We start from the raw sequence: 18,100 nt of genomic DNA on the forward strand, positions 1-18,100 counted from the left end.
TACAGTGAATTTACAAGCAACGGCAGTAACAAATGGCAGCACCAGTGGCTTGAGCTATAGTTATTTTACCGATGCGTCTGCAACAAAAACGCTGGCTAACCCCTCTGCTGTAGCAACGAGCGGTACTTATTATATAAAAGGAACAACTGCAGCAGGCTGCTCTGACATTAAGCCAGTGACAGTGACGATCAACCCACTGCCAACGGTGACGCTGAACAGTTTTAATCCAATCTGTGTAAATGCGCCGGTTTTAACTTTATCAGGAGGTTTACCTGCAGGCGGTACGTATTCCGGACCTGGTGTAAACGGGAACGGCGTTTTTAATCCGGTAGCAGCAGGCGGGGCGGGTACCTACACTATAACTTATACTTACACCAACAACAATCAGTGTAGCAGTTCTGCCTCGCAAACCATTACGGTAACTAATCCGCCAACAGTTACGCTGGCAAACTTCGCTTCTGTATGTGTTGACAATGGTTCTGTAACTTTAAGTGGGGGCTTACCTGCTGGAGGCACTTATAGCGGCACAGGTGTTGCCAACGGCATCTTTAATCCCTCTCAAACAGGTGCTGGTACATATGATATTACCTATACTGTGTTTGAGAATGGTTGCTCCAGTTCTCAGACCAAATCCATCACAGTTAACCCGCTCCCTGATGTAACTTTAACGGTGCAATCACCAGTGTGTGTAAATGCACCTGCTTTTGCGCTTACAGGGGGCCGCGTAGGTGGCACCGTGCCAACAACAGGCACAGGGGTATATAGCGGCAAAGGTGTAACAAATGGCTCCTTCGATCCTGCCGTTGCGGGAGTAGGCACCCACAATATCAAGTATACTTATACCGACGCAAACGGCTGCTCAAGTTTTGCAACACAGGCCATTGTTGTAAACCCGCTGGCAACAGTAACTCTAAGTCCGTTTGCGGATGTTTGCGCCGGTTCCGAAGCTTTCACGTTAACGGGCGGTTTGCCTGCAGGCGGTACTTACTCTGGTCAAGGAGTAACAAATGGGAAGTTTAACCCTGCCGTCGCAGGTACTTATACCATTACCTACACGTACCAAGCCACGAACGAGTGTGAGAATTCCGCCTCTCAAACCATTACGGTTAAGCCATTACCTGCTGTAACAGTAACTAGTAACCTGGGAATATGCCCGGGTGAAAGTGCTACATTAACTGCTCAGGGTGCTGATTCCTATATATGGTCGCCGAGTACAGGCCTTAGTGCCACAACGGGTGCCAGCGTAGTTGCTAAGCCTGCGGTAACCACTACCTATACCGTGATCGGAACTTCTAACGGCTGCCAGTCGGAGGAAAAAAAGGTGACTGTAACAGTTAACCCGCTCCCGGATGTAACCATCACGCCGACAGGCCCGACAGAATTCTGCAGCGGCAACTATGTTGATTTGGTTGCTAAAAGTAATTCAACATATAGCTATGCCTGGTTTAAGGAAGGAAACGATACTTCTATCGGTAATGAATCTACGTTACGGGTGAATAAAGATAACGGCACCGGAAGATATTCTGTAACGATTACTACGGATGCAGGCTGTACGCTAACTTCAGAAACAATTGCAGTGAAGGTGGCTGATGTACCGGAAGTTGCGACTATCGTCACGACAGGCGCTACCACTTTCTGCCAAGGCGGCTCCGTGAGATTTGATGCTAATAAGCCGCCTGTGGGGCAGACTTATGTATATCAGTGGGAGGTGAGCGATAATGGCATAGATTATACTCCTGTCGCTGCAAATGGCGAAGCCAGATCCTACACCGCCAGCACGTCCGGCTATTACCGTGTTTTGGTAAGCAACACAGAGGTAGCTGACGAAAATACAGAACAGTGTACGAAAACATCGGTAGCCGTGCAAGTAGTTGTGTTGCCACAGCCTGTGGCCAGTATTACCTCTGGTAACCAGGCGCAGTGCCGGGCCGAGAATGGTGCAACAACTTTCACAGTAACAGGCACTTTCTCAGGAGGTACTGCTACATGGGCATCGGCAAACTCTAATTTTGTAATCAGTAACAGGGAGGATGTGGTGAATTCTGGAACGGGTGTAACGACATCTTCTGTTACCGTTAGCGTTTCTGGGTCCTCTGCCACTTCTATTTCCTCTTCTATAACACTGACCGCCTCTAACTCGGCGGCTACCTGTTCGCCAGCCAACAGCAGCGTAACCCTTACGGTAAAGCCACTGCCAGTGGCAACCATCACAGCAAATGGGCCTACTACCTTCTGTGAGAACGGAAGTGTAAAGTTAACGGCAAGCACAGGTACGTCCTGGCTCTGGAGCACTGGCGCAACTACGCAGTCTATTGACGTGAACCAAAGCGGAAGTTATACAGTGCAGGTAAAAAACAGCAATGACTGCGCAGTAACGTCAGCTGCCACCACAGTTACTGTAAACCCATTGCCTACAGTAACGTTAGCAGCCTTTGCACCGGTTTGTAAAAACGGCGACACATTCTCACTTAGCGGTGGTGCGCCTGCAAATGGTACCTACACAGTAGATGGAACTGCTGTCACGCAGTTCAATCCTGCTAACTATACTGTAGGAAACCACACCATTGTGTATACCTACACTAATGGCAATACCTGCTCAAACACAGCAACCCAAACCATACAAGTAAAAGCTGTTCCGACAGTTACATTGGGTAGCTTTGCTGATATATGCGTGAACGCTGCGGCGTTGACACTTTCCGGTGGCTCGCCAGCAGGCGGTACGTACAGCGGCACTGGTGTAGCAAATGGGGTGTTTAATCCTGCTACCGCGGGTGTAGGTACGCATACTATTACCTACCAATATGAGTCGAATGGATGTATTAGCACTGCCACTAGTATTATTAAAGTTACCGCTCAACCAACCGCAACACTGGCCGCCTTCAGCAATGTCTGCGTGAACGCTACATCATTTGCCCTTACAGGAGGCTCGCCAGCAGGCGGTACGTATAGCGGCACGGGCGTGAACAACGGGCAGTTTAACCCGGCTACAGCAGGCGTTGGTACGCATACCATCACCTATACTTATAACTCCAATGGCTGTACGGTGTCTGCTACCAGTTCTATTACGGTAAACCCGCTGCCAACTGCCACAGCAGGCACTTATGCCGCACAGTGCGTAGGCGCAGTTGACAAAACAACTTTTGCCTTAAGTGGCACTGTAACTAACGGTACTCCTACCTGGGCATTCGTGAGTGGCACTAACGGAGCCACTGCGACTATAACCAATGGGAACACGCTTACACCTACCGTAACGGTAAATGGTACCGGTACAGTTACCATCAGGCTAACCGCAACGAGCAATACCAACCCGGGCTGTAGCCCTGCTGCTACGAGCACGACTGTATTGACGGTTAATCCTCTGCCTGTTGTAAGTATTACTGCACCATCGGCTTCTGCTTATTGTGCATCTGCGCCAGTTATCACGCTGGCGGGTAACCAGAGCGGCGGTAGTTTCACGGTTGACGGTGTTGCGGCCACTACTTTTAATCCGGGTACCCTTGCAACTGGAAACCACACTATCATCTATTCCTACACCAACAGCAGCGGCTGTACGAACTCAGTATCAAAGACAGTGACTATCAACCCGCTGCCAACTGTTAGCTTTACCGGCTTGAATAATGGAGATGTACTTTATACTGGAGGTAACAATATCGCACTTGTCGGTAATCCTTCAGGTGGTACGTTTACTTCTTCCACCGGCACAGGTTTAAGTGGTAACACCTTTAACCCTTGTTCAGCAGGGCCAGGGACGTACACCATTACCTATACTTACTCCAATGGCACTTGTAGCAACTCAATTCAGAAAACAATTACCGTTAAAGAGTCCAAATACACTGTAGTTGTGAAGGCTAGTCCATTTCCAATCTGCCGAGGCCAGAACACAGATTATACAGCTTATGTTTACCGTGACATAGCAGGTGTAGTCTATCCATACAAAACAAACAGCTTGGGCCAACCAGTTAATGATAGTAATCAGCCGATTAGTGATGGGGATATTCCAACTTTAAACCCTGATTATTTCGCTGCTGCAGGTATAGACCCGAATAGCATCCCAAGTATAATAAGAAGCAACGCTTGGCGGTTCTACCAGCCAATCGTTAATATGGGAAGCGGTGTTATTGCAAACCAGTCTGATATACAGTCAGGCACCAATACTCAGTTTGATTACACTTGGACGAAAAACAACAGTAACCCTACCAATGGCTTAAAGAAAAATGCGCCTAGTGTAAATGAGGCTGGTTTGTCGTCAACTGATTGGTATTCAGTGCAGGTATCATCTAAACCCAATGTGTTTTGCACACCGCTCACTAAAACACTCGCTAACAGAATGTACCTTAGCGAGCCGGATGGATATACAATGACGATGGCAACAGTTGCTCCCTGGTGCTATGTTGCCAATGATCCCGGAAGTGTTACACTGACAGCTCAGCTTGGTAATTTGCCTGGAGGATGGGCTAGTTCCGATTTAACTTATGTGTGGTACATTAGCCGCAACGGACAAAATATTGCACTTACAGGCCAGCTTACCTACTCTGGTGGTACTACAATTAGTACTACTCAACCAAAAAGTAAATTCCAGAATGGAGACCGTGTTTTTGTAGACTTTAACACCAACTATGATACTTATTCTGAACTTAATTCTAAATGCTTGGTGACAAGTGAGAGTGATAGAACCAGCATCACGATTGACCAGCCTGCTGCCATAACAGCTAACTTAAGTTCTAATACAGTATGCGAAGGCACGGCAAGCACTACGTTCACCGTTCAGGCAACTGGTACCAACTTGCAATATGCCTGGTATAAAGGAACGCCAAATGGTACGCACTCTCAGATCACAAATCAGGCGGGTAAGTATGCTATTAACAGTGCCAACGGCAGCCTGCAAATATCCAATGTAGTAGTAGCAGATGACAACAGCTATTATGTGGTTGTTAGCAACAATAGCACTACCTCTGCTTGTGCCAATACAGTTACTTCTAGCACAGCGCAGTTGCGTGTAACGCCTTTGCCAGTGCAATTTGCGATGAACGGCGGCGGAGGCTACTGTGTTAGCGATAACACCGGAGTATCAATTGGCCTTTCAGGCTCGCAAAATGGTGTAAACTACCAACTTTACAGAGACAATATACTTGTCACTACTAAAAATGGAACAGGAAACAGCTTTAGCTTCCCTAATCAAACTGCCGCAGGTATTTATACTGTGAAAGCCACAACTATAGCCGCGAATGGTACTGCTGCAGAGTGTCCGAGAGATATGTTAGGTACGGCAACAGTAACGATTAACCAACTGCCTACGGTTACAGCCAGCAGTCCGGAAGGTTGTACAGGTTCAGCAGCAACGGTGACGGCAACACCTGCCGGGGGATCAGGTACTTATACTACCTATACCTGGACAGTGCCATCCGGCTGGACAGGTCCAGTACCAACAACAGCCAGTTTCACAACTACAGTACCGGGTGAATATAAAGTGCGTGTAGCAGACGACAGAGCATGTACCAGTAGCGAGGCTGCTACCACTACATTGACCTTTAAGGCACCAGTGGTAAGAGAAGAGCCGGTGCTGAAAGTTGCTTGGAACAGTGCTCATACGGAGTGGCAGGTTACTGCAGAAGAAGTAGCTCCTATAAAACCGGGCGAACTCGGATTAAATCCTACATATGTGTGGTACAGAAGAGTAACTTCTGCTGTTACAAGTGAAGGTGAGTGGGGAAGCCCAGTACAGACAGGAATAAGCAACACCTATACTGAAACTGCCCCTGCTCAGAATGTTCAGATAAAAGCTGAGATTTACAACGGTAACAGTTGCACACAGTTCAGGCTAACAAACATTGGGGTTTCAATCCTGCCTGTAGAGATCATGTACCTGAAGGCAGGCAAGCAAGGCAACAATGTGGTGCTGAACTGGGCAACAGCGCAGGAAATCAACAACGCCGGATTTGAAGTGCAGGTGTCGGAAGATGGCCGTACGTTCCGTAAGCTCGCCTTTGTGCCTACCAGAAATGGCAATGCTACCATGAAGCAGGAATACGAATTCACAGACAAGGAAAATGGCAAGCATGGCACCCGTTACTACAGACTGAAACAGCTGGATACCGACGGCACCTTTGAGTATTTCGGTCCGAAAGCGGTAACTTTCGATCAGGTAGCGGATAATATCAAAGTGTATCCGAATCCATTCTTCGGAGAGGTAACCTTGGATATTGCTGCCGAGCATACTGGTGAGATGCTGATTCAGGTGCACAACGCAGTGGGCAAACAGTTGCTGCAGCGCAAAGTGCATGTGGAGAAGGGCGTAACGTCGGAGAAACTGATGTTGGGAGCAGGTTTACCAAAAGGAGTATACTTCATCACCACCCAATTAGACGGTCAGATAGCTCACTTCAAATTATTAAAAGAGTAACAACAATTAAATTAGGGTTTAAAGCTGAAAAGCCCGGGCGTTTCGCCCGGGCTTTTTGCGTTCTGCCAATAACCGGCTACATGCGCCAACCTATACTTCCCGGCTGATAGTCGGCAGCAAAGTATGGGGAACACTAGCTACAAGGTGGCATACTTTGCCTTTCATGCAGAGTAGAGCTGTCCTGGCATTGCAACAAATTGCCTTTTCGGGTAGCGCCATTCAAAGCCAAGCAATAGTATAAACCTGCGCTTGGTACCATGCGTTATTACCTGACACTTACCTATGAAAACAAATGGAACAGGAACATACCACTTTACTCAAAGATTACTCTAAAGAAGAGAAAGGCGCCTACTTTGGTGCGCTGGCTACCATGGCCTCGGCAGACGGCAATGCCTCGGAAGAGGAACTTCAGTTTCTGAAGCTGATGGGCGAAGCGGCACAACTCGCGCCGAATGTGCAGCAGGAGGTCGTGCAGATTGCAAAGAACCCGTCTGTTATTGATCTGCAGAAGTGCCTGGATGTGCTCAAAGGCAGTCAGCTCCGCTTTTCCTTTGTCACAGACATCATCAGCTTTGCTAAATCTGACGGGCAGTACTCGCCGGAAGAGCAAAAGCGGATTGAGGACATTGCCAATTACCTGGGCATCGATCAGGAGCAGTATAGTATACTGGACCAGTTCGTAAACAAGGCCGGCGAAGCCAGGGAGCACGGTGAAGACCCGACATCGCAATCGTTTCTGAGCAAAAGCGGCTTTGGCGACATGTTCAAAAAAGCTGGTATCTCACCGGGTATGGTTACAGGTATGCTGGGCATACTGGCGCCGCTCGTAATCAGTAGCATGCTGAGCGGCAGGCGCGGGCGTTATAACGGCGGCATGATGGGCGGCATAGGCGGCGGTTTGCTTGGCGGCTTATTAGGTGGTGGTATGGGTATGGGTGGCGGCATGTATGGTGGGGGAGGGCTTGGCTCTATTATCTCCATACTTGGTGGCCTGAATGGCCGCAGAGGCTACAGCTCTATGGGCTCGGGCGGCTTAGGAGGCTTGCTTGGTGGCTTGTTTGGCGGCAGAAGAAGGGGTGGCTGGTAAGGAAGTACATAAGCAGGGCTGCCCCATAACATAGTAAAATTGCTATGCTATGGGGCAGCTTTTTGTTAGTTTGAGGATCAAATAGAAATTAAGTGCGACAGGTATGGAATCAAGAAAAGTGAAGCTGCTGCGCGTTGGCGGCCTTTTACTGAAGACCGCAATTATCGCCCTGCTCCTGGTTAACTGGCCGGAGCTGAAGCACGGTCTGCTGGATGGCTTTCTGGTGAAATAGTTTGTGCTGCATTCACAAAGCAAACTATGCAGACAAGGTGTTGCCTCTAAAGCAGGTTACGCGCTGGGCTACAACCTCAGGTACTTTGCTGGCTCCTATAGTTACCGTACTTTCGGGATTGCTGTTACTGCTGGTTTACTAGAAAGTAAGGAAGGACAGAATTCTACAACGCCATCAGATGTGCAGCTGCAAGTAGCACCGTAGCTAGTTGATCGGCATTAACATACGCTAGCTATGCTCCAGTTCCTGCCTGATCAGCTGCCGCAGATCTTCTTCGCGCAATAAGCCGCGCACTTTTTTGTTTCCGATGATGAAGGTGGGTACAGCTGTTACATTTACCGCCTCATACGCCTGCTTCAATGCCTCCTGGTGCACCTGTTTATACTTGTCGGATTCCACTGCTTCTCTAAAGGCCTCCCCCTCAAGCCCGACTTCCTTCGCCAGCTTCACCAGCACCTCCAGGTCACCGACGTCCTGCTCTTCCTGGAAAAAAGCCCGGAACATGCGGTGCGTATACGTTTCTCCGAGTCCCTTTTCCTTCGCATACTGATATCCGGCAAAGGCCAGGTGCGTGTGCGGCTGTGGCGAAACTGCGGGCAGCACAATGGGAATATCGAGCTGCTTTGCCATCGGGTACACAGAATTTTGCCAGGTGCTTTGCAGGTAGTCTTCTTCCGGCTTTAGAGTAGGTGTGGGGGATGGGCGCAACTCAAAGGGCATCCATTCAATTGTTACTTGCTCCTTCATCCCCTCCAGGGCCCGGTCCAGCACTACTTCGCCTAAAAAGCAGTAAGGGCATACGTAATCAGAATATACTTTTATTTGCAGCATGATGATATTTCTAGTATTGTCTCTTTTACCGGAATTTAACAGCTCGAAGTTGCCTGTGGGCTGCCAAGGCAAAAGAATTTTTAGTAGCTTAAGAAGTTAAACAAAGCTTATGACCTTACGAAAACACTTTGCTATACTAGCGTTGGCACTGGGCCTGCTGGCTTGCCAACACCAGCAACCAGCAACCACCACTACCTCCGACCAGCAATCCACAGCCAAAGTATACTACCCCGGCAAAGGCGACAATTGGGTGCATAAGCAGCCGGAGCAGGTCGGTATGGATGCGGCAAAATTGCAGGAAGCTGTGGAGTGGGCCAAAACGCAGGAAACAAGGCAAATGAAGAAGGACTTCTCTACGCAGGAAGAGATCTTTGGCACGCCGCTGGGGCCACTGCCTGCTGACCGGGCCTTTACCAATGGCATCATCCTGAAAGATGGCTACGTTGTGGCCGAGTGGGGCGATACGAAAGCAGCAGACCCAACTTATAGTGTAGCGAAGAGCTTTCTCTCTACCATCCTTGGTTTAACGATCGACAAAGGCAAGATCCAAAGTATAAAGGACCCAGTAGCCAAGTATGTGCACGACGGGGGCTACGACTCAGCGCAGAACCGCCCGATTACCTGGGAGCAACACGCACGGCAGACAACAGAGTGGGAGGGCGAGCTGTGGGGCAAGCAAAGCGACTTTATCGGGCACGAGGCTTTTGGAAAAGGCGAGCGCAAGCCACGGGAGCTGCAGGCGCCGGGTACCTACTTCGAGTACAACGATGTGCGCATTAACCGCCTGGCCTTATCGCTGCTGCGGGTGTGGGAAAAGCCTTTACCCGAAGTGCTGGAGGAGGAAATCATGGACCCGATTGGTGCCTCCGCTACCTGGCGCTGGGTACCTTATCGCAACTCTAAAGTAAATATAAACGGCAAAGAGATGGCTTCGGTCAGTGGTGGCACGCGCTGGGGCGGTGGCCTCTGGATCAGCGCCCGCGACGAAGCCCGCTTCGGCTACCTGTTTCTGCGCAACGGCCGCTGGAAAGACAAGCAACTGGTTTCAAAAGCGTGGGTGCAGGAAGCTACCACCAGCCGCGGTCCCGTTGGCCCGGATTATGGTTACCTGTGGTGGTTGAACACCGAAGGCAAGGCCTGGCCCGATGCACCTGCTATCAGCTATGCGGCGCTCGGTGCTGGCCAAAACACCATCTGGGTAGACCCTGCACATGATATGGTGATTGTATGGCGCTGGCACGATGGTAACCAAAACGAGTTGTTCAAACGGGTGCTGGCAGCGGTGCAGGAGTAGCAAAGCGATAATTACCTGCTGCCGATGCTGACGGGCAAAATGTACTTTGTGAACTTTGCGTAAGTCTTCGCGTCCCTGGCGGTTTCATTTACCGCAAAGGACGCAAAGGGCGCTAAAAAAGAAAGGCCACCTTTGCTTAGCAGAGATGGCCTTCATGTAATTTATACGTTGTACTTAGTCGCAGATCAGACCGGCGGCTTCGGTTTCTTCATGCCAGTCGAAGGCGGAGCCGGTTTTGCTGTTTTCCCAGTAAAACTTGCCAGGCTTGCGGTTGTAGTTGCCGATCTCGGCCATGGTGTCAGCATCGTAGAGGCGGCCGTTCACCATCGTATACTTCACGCTTTCGGAGTTGTGGATGTCCTCCAACGGGTTCTGGTCCAGCACGATGAGGTCGGCCAGTTTGCCTTGCTCCAGAGAACCGATCTCGCTGCCCATGCCCAGGTACTGCGCTCCGTTTAGCGTCGCCGCACGGAGGGCTTCCATGTTGGTCATGCCGCCCTGCTGCAGCATCCACAGCTCCCAGTGGGCGCCGAGGCCCTGCAGCTGCCCGTGGGCACCCAGGTTCACTTTTACCCCAGCATCCGTCAGCGCTTTGGCTGCTTTAGAAGTGGCGATGTAGCCTCCTTCATACTCCTCGTCCGGCGACTGCACCACGCGGCGCGAGCGGCTGTCGATTACGGAGCGTGGCGTGAAGCGGAGCAAACGCTCTTTCTCCCATACCTTCGTGTGCTGGTACCAGTAATTCTCTCCGGAGTTGCCGCCGTAGTTCACGATCAGCGTAGGGGTGTAGCCGGTGTTGCTGGCGCTCCAGAACTGGATCACATCCTTGTACACAGGCGCTACCGGGATGTTGTGCTCCACACCGGAGTGGCCGTCCATCACCATCGTCATGTTGTGGAAGAAGGTAGAGCCGCCCTCCGGTACCACGGTCATGTCCAGGGCGCGGGCCGCTTCGATCACCTGCTGGCGCTGCTCGCGGCGGGGCTGGTTGTAGCTCTTCACCGAGAAGCCACCTACAGCTTGTATGCGGCGCTCATGCGACAGGGCATCTTCTTCGCTGTTGATCACGGCTTTAAAATCGCCGTCGGCGCCGTAGAGGATGGTGCCGGTCGAGAAAATGCGTGGGCCTACCATCGCGCCGGACTTCACGGCCTCGGACTGGCTGAACACCATTTCAGTGGTAGAAGAAGGGTCATGCGTCGTGGTGACGCCGTACGCCAGGTTGGTGAAGTACGCCCACTGCTTTTTGGGGCTCATGCCGTTGCGGAACGTGCCCATGTGCGCGTGCACGTCCACGATGCCCGGCATAATGGTTTTACCGGCGGCATCAATCACTTTGGCGTCTTTGGGCACCTGCACCCCTTTGCCCACCGCCACAATGCGGTTGCCGTCTACCACAATCGTGCCGCCCTCGATTACTTCATCGCCTTTCATGGTGATGATGCGGGCGTTGATAAAGGCCACTTTGCCCTCCGGCACATCCGTCTTCAGTTCCAGGCCGATCTTTGTGCCGGTGGTATCGATGGCAGGCAATGTTTCCGGCGCGCCTTCCACAAACTTGAAGCGGTCTTTCAGGTCGTTGGTGAAGTACTCATCGCCCAGCACCCAATGGATCTTTTTGCTGTCCGAAGACCAGTTGATGCTGGTGCCGGCGTCGCGGGTAAAGCGGGCCACCGGTACGGCTTTGGTTTCTGCGCTCAAATCCAGGCCGGTGCCGTTGGTGGAGAGCGGCGCGATATAGCCGTTAAACAGCTCCACAAAGGCCAGCCACTTGTTGTCGGGGCTTGGGTGGAACTCGTTCGTGTACTTAGAAGTATAGTGCGTGATCTCCTCCTTGCCCTGCAGGTTGATGCTTTTGAAGGCGTGCTTGTCGCCTTCGGAGCCGGTAAAGAAGATGCGGTCGGAGGTGGCGTTAAATTCCGGAGAGGAGCCGCGCTCGGTTACTAGTGTTGCTGTACCGCCAGTGGCCGGCATGTAGTAGATGCCGGGCTCTTTGCCAAAGGCATAGCCCATGTGGTTGTTGCCGCGGTCTTTGCGGTAGGTGATGTACTTGCCGTTGGGCGAGAAGGCCGGTTCCACGTAAAACCCTTTCTCTGCCGTGAGTTTCTGCGGCTTCGGGTTCTTTTTGCGGAGGTCGAGCTTCATCAGGGCGCCATAGTTGTCATCGTCCCAGGTGGAGTACACGAGGTGCTTGCCATCGGGCGAGAAAGCCGGGTAAAACTCGAAGTCGGGGCTGTTGGTGATGCGCTCTGGTTTGCCGTTGGGCAGCTCTTTTTTATAGATATGGCCGGCCGCGTTAAACACCAGCGTCTTGCCATCCGGCGAGGTAACGGCGTGGCGAATGGCTTTGGCGGCAAATGTTTTCGGAGAGATGCCTTCTTTGCTGAAGTCGTGGCGCACCGCCTGCGTGATGTGGTGCGTGGCCGTGGCCTCAAACGGTATGATGGTAGCCTGCTGCGTGGCCACGTCCACTTTGTTGAGCTTGCCGCCTGCCCAGAACACGATGCTCTTGTCGTCAGGCGTCCAGGAGTAGTTCGGGTATACACCGAAAATGGCCCAGGCTTCCTGCTGGTCGTGGTTCAGCTTGTCATAGATCGGCCATTCCTCGCCTGTTTTCAGGTCGTGCAGAAACAGCACCGACTTGGTGCGCACGCGGCGTACGAAAGCCAGATAGCGGCCGTTGTGCGACACCACCGGCCGCACGGCGCCACCCGTGCCGGTCACTTCATTCTCGATCTTGCCGGTGTTGCGGTCCACGCGGCGGATGACATAGATCTGGCCGTTAGGGTCTTTGTTATACTCAAAGGTATCGCCGCCGCTCATGTCTTCGGAGAAGTACACATACTTGCCGTCGGGCGAAACAAACGGCTCGCCGGCGTCCTGCTGGTCGTTTTTGCGCTTGGTGAGCTGAATGCCGCTGCCGCCGGAGATGTGGTACATCCACATTTCGCCCGCGCCCAGCGAGCGGGTGCCGGTAAAGTGCTTGCGCGCGATCAGGTATTGCCCGTCGGGTGTCCAGACGGCGTTGTTCAGTAAGCGGAAGTTCTCATTCGTGACCTGCCGTGGATTGGAGCCGTCGCGGTTCATCACCCAGATGTTGTCGCCGCCAGCGCGGTCGGAGGTGAAGGAGATCAGCTTGCCATCAGGGCTGAAGCGCGGCTGCACGTCGTAGGCGCGGCCGCCGGTGAGCAGCTTGGCCTTGCCGCCCGTGATGGGCATCAGGTAGATGTCGCCGAGCAGATCGAAGACGAGCTCCTTGCCATCCGGGCTCACGTCCACGCTCATCCAGGTGCCTTCGTCGGTGGTGATGGTGATGTCTTTCTGCGGACCATGGGCGTCTTCCACCTTCCACTTCGGAGTTTCTTTTTTCTCCTGCGCCTGGGCGGCGCTGTAAGGGAGGGCCAGCGCGGCGGCCAGTACCACACTCAGGTACGTACGTTTATGCATGGGTTTGCTTTTTGTAGATTAGTTTGTGCTACAAGTTAAGCAATTAGCAGGAGTGGAGAAAGAGGGGAGGGCATGGTATGTTTATAATTGAAGTATAGCGCCCCTTGCGTAATCCGTTGCGCCTTTGCGGTAAAATAACCGCGGAGAGCGCAAGGGGCTCAAAATAGATAAGCTAAATACTGGGTCTTACAAAGCCGGGAATTTGCTGTCCTGCTGCTCCTTGCCCTGCAGCTGCTTCAGCGTATCGGCGGCGGTGTGCACGGGCAGCTGGCAGGTTTTGTTGTAGCACACGTACACGGTGGTTTTGCCGTTGATGGCCACCCGGTCCTGCAGGAGCGGAATGCCGGTGCCGGAGCCGTCTGGGGCGCTGCTGCCGAGCAGGATCATGTTAGGCAGGAAAAAGGAGCTGAGCTCGGCGCGCATCTCGGCGGCTTCTTCGCCCACCATAGCTACTTCGGCTGTCGGGGTCAGCTTGTAGAAGTATAAAATAGCCCAGTTGCTCAGGTGGGACGGCTCTTTGATGACCAGCTCCTTTACCTTGCTCAGCATCTCGTCCGACAGAGAAGTATATCGCTCTTCATCAAAGTATAAACCCAGCAAATGCAGGTTAGTGGCCATCACGGAGTTGGAGCCCGGCACCACGTTGTCGAAGAGCTCCTTTTTGCGGGCGATGAGCTTTTCGGAGCTGTTGTCGGTGAAGAAGAACATGCTTTCCACTTCGTCAAAGAAATGCTCCAGGGTATAGTCTGTTAGCTGCTTCGCCTCCTGCAGCCACTGCGCGTCAAACGTCACCTCGTAGAGGCGTGTGAGGGCGCGGATCAGGAGGGCATAGTCCTCCAGGAAACCGTCGATGGTGGCCTTTCCTTTTTTATAGTTGTGGAAGAGCTTGTCGCCCTGCTTCAGGTTGGCAAGTATAAACCGGGCGTTGCGCAGGGCCAGCTCCAGGAAGTGCTTGTTGCCGAAGGTATAGTAGGCATCGGCCAGGCCTTTCAGCATCAGCGCGTTCCACGAGGTCAGGATCTTGTCGTCCAGCCCCGGCCGCACGCGCTGCGCCCGCACCGCCATGATCTTCTCTTTCCAGCCCTGCACCATCTCCTGCAGCACGTCCGGCTCCAGCTCGTTCTCTTTGGCAAAGTGCTCGTCGGAGATGCGGCGGTGCAGGATGTTGCGGCCATGCTCAAAGTTGCCGGCGGCCGTGGCGTGGTAGTACTTGGAGAACAACGGCTCCTCGTCGCCCAGTATGCCCTGCAGCTCCTCCTTGGTGAAAGTATAGAACTTGCCTTCCTCGCCCTCACTGTCGGCATCTAAGGAGGAGTAGAAGCCCCCTTCGTCGCTCATCAGTTCCCGCTCCACAAACCCAATCGTTTCATATACGACCTCATGGTAGAGGCTCTCGCGGGTTACCTGGTAGGCTTCGGCGTACAGCGAAACCAGCTGACCATTGTCGTAGAGCATCTTCTCGAAGTGGGGCACCAGCCATTCGGCATCCACCGAGTAGCGGGCAAAGCCCCCGCCAGTCTGGTCGTAGAGGCCGCCGTAGGCCATCTCGCGCAGCGTGAGGTGCACCTGGTTCAGGGCCGCCTGATCGTTGGTGTGGTGGTAATAGCGCAGCAGGAACAGGTAATTGGTCGGCATCGGGAACTTGGGCGCCTGCCCCAGGCCGCCGTGCTCTTTGTCGAAGCGGGTGCTCAGGTTGTAGCCCATCAGCCGGAAGTCGTCGTCCCGCACGTGGTAGTTGTGTTGGGTGAGGCCATACTTGGCCAACTCGCTGCGGTTGAGGTGCTCGGCAAACTGCTCGGCGGAACCGTCCAGCTCCTTCCGGTTGTTCTCGTACGCCTCTGCAATGTTCTGCAGCAGCCCCACCCACTGCTTGGGCGGAAAGTAGGTGCCGCCGTAAAAGGGCTTGGCGTCGGCGTTGAGGAACACGTTGAGCGGCCAGCCCCCTTGCAGGCCCATGGCGTGCAGGGCATCCATGTATACGGCGTCCACATCGGGGCGCTCCTCGCGGTCCACTTTGATGCATACAAAATGGTTATTCATCACTTCGGCTACCTCCGGTTTCTCAAACGACTGGTGCTCCATTACGTGGCACCAGTGGCAGGCGGCATAGCCAATGCTGACGAGGATCGGCTTTTGTTCCTGCCGGGCCTTTTGCAGCGCCTCTTCTCCCCAGGGATACCAGTCGACGGGGTTGTGGGCGTGCTGCAGCAGGTAGGGGCTGCTTTCGTGGATGAGGCGGTTGGTGGTTTTTACTTTGGCCATAGGTCTATTGAGCTCAACGGGTGCGTTCAGTTTTTACGGGTGAGGCGGGTAAAAGTGTTGTGCGCCCACGGCCCTGGCCCAGCAAAGATTAGAGAAGCTGCGCTTGCAACGCTGCTTTTTCATCGGAAACGTCTACGTTATACTTGCTGGACACCTGCTCCAACTGCTGCAGCGTGCGCTGCAGAAACTGCTGGTGCGCCGTCGACTCTGGGTGAAACGGCTTGTGCGCCACGGCCCGCCGCAGTTTCTCCCACACCTCCAGAAACTGCCGGAAGCTATCATCGTAATAGGCCCGCACAAATTTCTCCCAGATATAGTCCTCTGCCACTTCGGTGGGGTGCAGCATGTCTTGTTTGTAGAAGCGGTAGTCACGGAGGTCATCCTGCATCAGCTCATAGGCGGGGAAATAAAGCACATCGGCGTGCGCCTCCGTCAACTGGTGGCACAGCACGCGCAGCAGGGCCTTGCTCACGCTGTTCGTCTCAAGCGTCTCCTTCAGGTGGCGCACCGGGCTCACGGTCAGCAGCACGGTTATACCTGGGTTGAGCTGTTTCAGGGAAGTATACATGGTCTCAAACGCGCTCCGCATTTCCTCCACTGGCAGCAGCACCCGGTCAAAATTGCGGGCGGGCAGCTTATGGCAGTTGGCTACCACCGTTCCGGTGGTTTTGAGCCGGTAGGCCACTGCCGTGCCGAGGGTAATGATGAGCAGCTTTGCCTCCTGCAGGTGCCAGGCGGTTTGCTGCTGCCGTTTCGCTATTTGCTGCAGCAACATTTGCTTGTAGGGGGAGGAGAGGGAGGAGTGGAGGTCGTAGGCGTACCAGATGCCGTTGTGCTGCACTAAGTGCTGGCCAAAGTCATAAGCCTTGCCGCAGGCCGTCTGTAACAGCTGGCACACCGAAATGGGGTTGAAGAGAGTGCCGAAGGGATTCACCAGCGCCTCTACCTTGTGCTCGCGCAGCTTGCTGCCAATCACATCGGCAAAACAAGAGCCGATGGTCACAACTTTGTCCTGCAACGTGAGGCGGAGCGGTGATGCGGTGACGGATACTTCGGTTCGGAACATCAGTTACAAGTATGATTGATTTGGGACAGGCGCAGGTTTATACTTTAATTCCTTGTTAAGTTAAGAGGATTCAGTCTTTTCGGCAGTACTATGCAAGTATAAAAAAAGCGTCCTGCTGTTTAGGCAGGACGCTTTTTTTATACTTGTTCTATGCAGCAGTTTATTCAGCCACTACATTAAAGCGAACCTGGTGCTTTACTTCTTTGTGCAGGTTGATAGTAGCTGTATACTCGCCAGCAGTTTTCACATCCTGGTCAAAAGAAATACGCTTACGATCTACCTCAATGCCTTTCGCTTTCAGGGCATCAGACAGTTGCAGGGTAGTAACGGAACCGAAGATCTTGCCGGTCTCACCTACTTTTGCAGGAATTTCAAGTACGGCATCACCGATGCTGTTAGCCAGCTCCTGTGCGTCAGTCTTGATCTTTTCTGCTTTGTGAGCTGCCTGGCGGATGTTCTCGGCTACTACTTTCTTGCTTGATTTGTCAGCGATAACTGCCAGCCCTTGCGGGATCAGGTAGTTACGGCCATAACCCGGCTTTACCGAAACAATATCGTTTTTGTAGCCCAGGCCTTTTACGTCATCTTTAAGTATGATTTCCATTCTCTGTTCCTCCTTATTTTAAAGAATCCGCTACATAAGGCAAAATAGCCAGGTGACGCGCACGCGCTACTGCCTGGGATACTTTACGCTGAAATTTCAGGCTGGTGCCTGTTAGTCTTCGTGGAAGGATCTTGCCCTGCTCGTTTACAAACTTCAGCAGGAAGTTGCCATCCTTATAGTCAATATACTTGATACCGCTTTTCTTGAAACGGCAGTATTTCTGACGGTTTTCTTGCTTGTGTACTCTTTCGTTTACTAAGCTCATTATCCTTTAACCTCCTCTTTTTTAGCTTGTGATTTGAACTCTCCGTTTCTTCTACGCTCGTTGTAAGCCACAGCGTGCTTATCCAGGGCAGTAGTTAAAAAGCGGACGATTTTTTCATCACGGCGGTAGGCCAGTTCAAGTGCATCCACAACAGTGGTTGGAGCTTTAAATTCCACGAGGTGGTAAAATCCAGTTGACTTTTTCTGGATCGGGTACGCCAGCTTACGCAGGCCCCAGTTTTCTTCGTGGATAATGTCGGCGCCATTTTCCTTAAGCACCTGTCTGAACTTCTCGACCGTTTCCTGCATCTGACCGTCGTTCAGTAACGGGGTCATGATGAAGATCGTTTCGTAATTTCTCAATTCCATTCGGTTCGACTAAGAATTTTAAATGTTTTTATTTAAGCCTGCAAATTTACAACAGGGTTTTTATAAAAGCAAATACATGTACTTATATGTGCCACTTTACAAGCCGCTTAGAGGATAGCTCCAGCGCTGCAGTCAAATATTAATTCATGGCTATGTAATAAGAGAGTGTTAAGGCTGCTTAAGCCGTTATTGTCGGGCAGTAACAGCAGCAGAAAACGTTCAGCACGTGGCATAAGGCAATGCT

Annotated in this window: 11 protein-coding genes; 4 read left to right on the top strand and 7 right to left on the bottom strand. The window is 52.4% G+C overall.

What is annotated here, in order from left to right; translation table 11 throughout:
* The first annotated feature begins 4 nt into the window (after positions 1-4).
* The 3 genes from ABDW72_RS19070 to ABDW72_RS19080 all read left to right on the top strand — a co-directional run bounded on the left by ABDW72_RS19070 (position 5) and on the right by ABDW72_RS19080 (position 7,719).
* Complete coding sequence (locus ABDW72_RS19070; protein WP_347160200.1) at positions 5-6,400, top strand: T9SS type A sorting domain-containing protein; 6,396 nt, start codon at positions 5-7, stop codon at positions 6,398-6,400.
* A gap of 292 nt (positions 6,401-6,692) precedes the next feature.
* On the top strand, positions 6,693-7,487 hold the full coding sequence (locus tag ABDW72_RS19075) for a tellurite resistance TerB family protein (RefSeq protein WP_347160201.1): 795 nt from the start codon (positions 6,693-6,695) through the stop codon (positions 7,485-7,487).
* A 103-nt stretch (positions 7,488-7,590) separates the two neighbouring features.
* Entirely contained in the window at positions 7,591-7,719 is a 129-nt protein-coding gene (locus tag ABDW72_RS19080) for a hypothetical protein (protein ID WP_347160202.1), read from the top strand.
* Positions 7,720-7,947: 228 nt separating this feature from the next.
* Here ABDW72_RS19080 and ABDW72_RS19085 read toward each other — a convergent pair whose 3' ends face one another.
* Positions 7,948-8,550, bottom strand: coding sequence for a DsbA family oxidoreductase (locus ABDW72_RS19085; protein ID WP_347160203.1), 603 nt, complete (start codon positions 8,548-8,550; stop codon positions 7,948-7,950).
* A gap of 109 nt (positions 8,551-8,659) precedes the next feature.
* Here ABDW72_RS19085 and ABDW72_RS19090 point away from each other — a divergent pair, with 109 nt between their 5' ends.
* Positions 8,660-9,844 (top strand): serine hydrolase domain-containing protein, encoded by a 1,185-nt coding sequence (locus ABDW72_RS19090; RefSeq protein ID WP_347160204.1) that lies wholly within the window; start codon positions 8,660-8,662, stop codon positions 9,842-9,844.
* A 174-nt stretch (positions 9,845-10,018) separates the two neighbouring features.
* On the opposite strand, the gene ABDW72_RS19095 is transcribed toward ABDW72_RS19090, so the two are convergent.
* From ABDW72_RS19095 to rpsF, 6 genes are all read right to left on the bottom strand, one after another.
* Positions 10,019-13,291 (bottom strand): amidohydrolase family protein, encoded by a 3,273-nt coding sequence (locus ABDW72_RS19095; RefSeq protein ID WP_347160205.1) that lies wholly within the window; start codon positions 13,289-13,291, stop codon positions 10,019-10,021.
* A gap of 186 nt (positions 13,292-13,477) precedes the next feature.
* Positions 13,478-15,553: a thioredoxin domain-containing protein gene (locus ABDW72_RS19100; RefSeq protein WP_347160206.1), complete on the bottom strand. Its 2,076-nt coding sequence runs from the start codon at positions 15,551-15,553 to the stop codon at positions 13,478-13,480.
* A gap of 88 nt (positions 15,554-15,641) precedes the next feature.
* The gene (locus ABDW72_RS19105; RefSeq protein ID WP_347160207.1) at positions 15,642-16,619 is read right to left on the bottom strand and encodes a GSCFA domain-containing protein; all 978 of its coding nucleotides are present in this window, start codon (positions 16,617-16,619) and stop codon (positions 15,642-15,644) included.
* Between the two features lie 160 nt (positions 16,620-16,779).
* The gene (gene rplI, locus ABDW72_RS19110) at positions 16,780-17,223 is read right to left on the bottom strand and encodes a 50S ribosomal protein L9 (protein ID WP_347160208.1); all 444 of its coding nucleotides are present in this window, start codon (positions 17,221-17,223) and stop codon (positions 16,780-16,782) included.
* A 13-nt stretch (positions 17,224-17,236) separates the two neighbouring features.
* Complete coding sequence (gene rpsR / locus ABDW72_RS19115) at positions 17,237-17,488, bottom strand: 30S ribosomal protein S18 (RefSeq protein ID WP_347160209.1); 252 nt, start codon at positions 17,486-17,488, stop codon at positions 17,237-17,239.
* On the bottom strand, positions 17,488-17,856 hold the full coding sequence (gene rpsF, locus ABDW72_RS19120) for a 30S ribosomal protein S6 (protein WP_347160210.1): 369 nt from the start codon (positions 17,854-17,856) through the stop codon (positions 17,488-17,490). Before rpsF ends, rpsR begins: the two co-directional genes overlap by 1 nt.
* Between the last annotated feature and the right edge of the window lie 244 nt (positions 17,857-18,100).

Origin of the sequence: Pontibacter chitinilyticus, from assembly GCF_039748935.1 — a bacterium.
Classification (GTDB): Bacteria; Bacteroidota; Bacteroidia; order Cytophagales; family Hymenobacteraceae; genus Pontibacter; species Pontibacter chitinilyticus.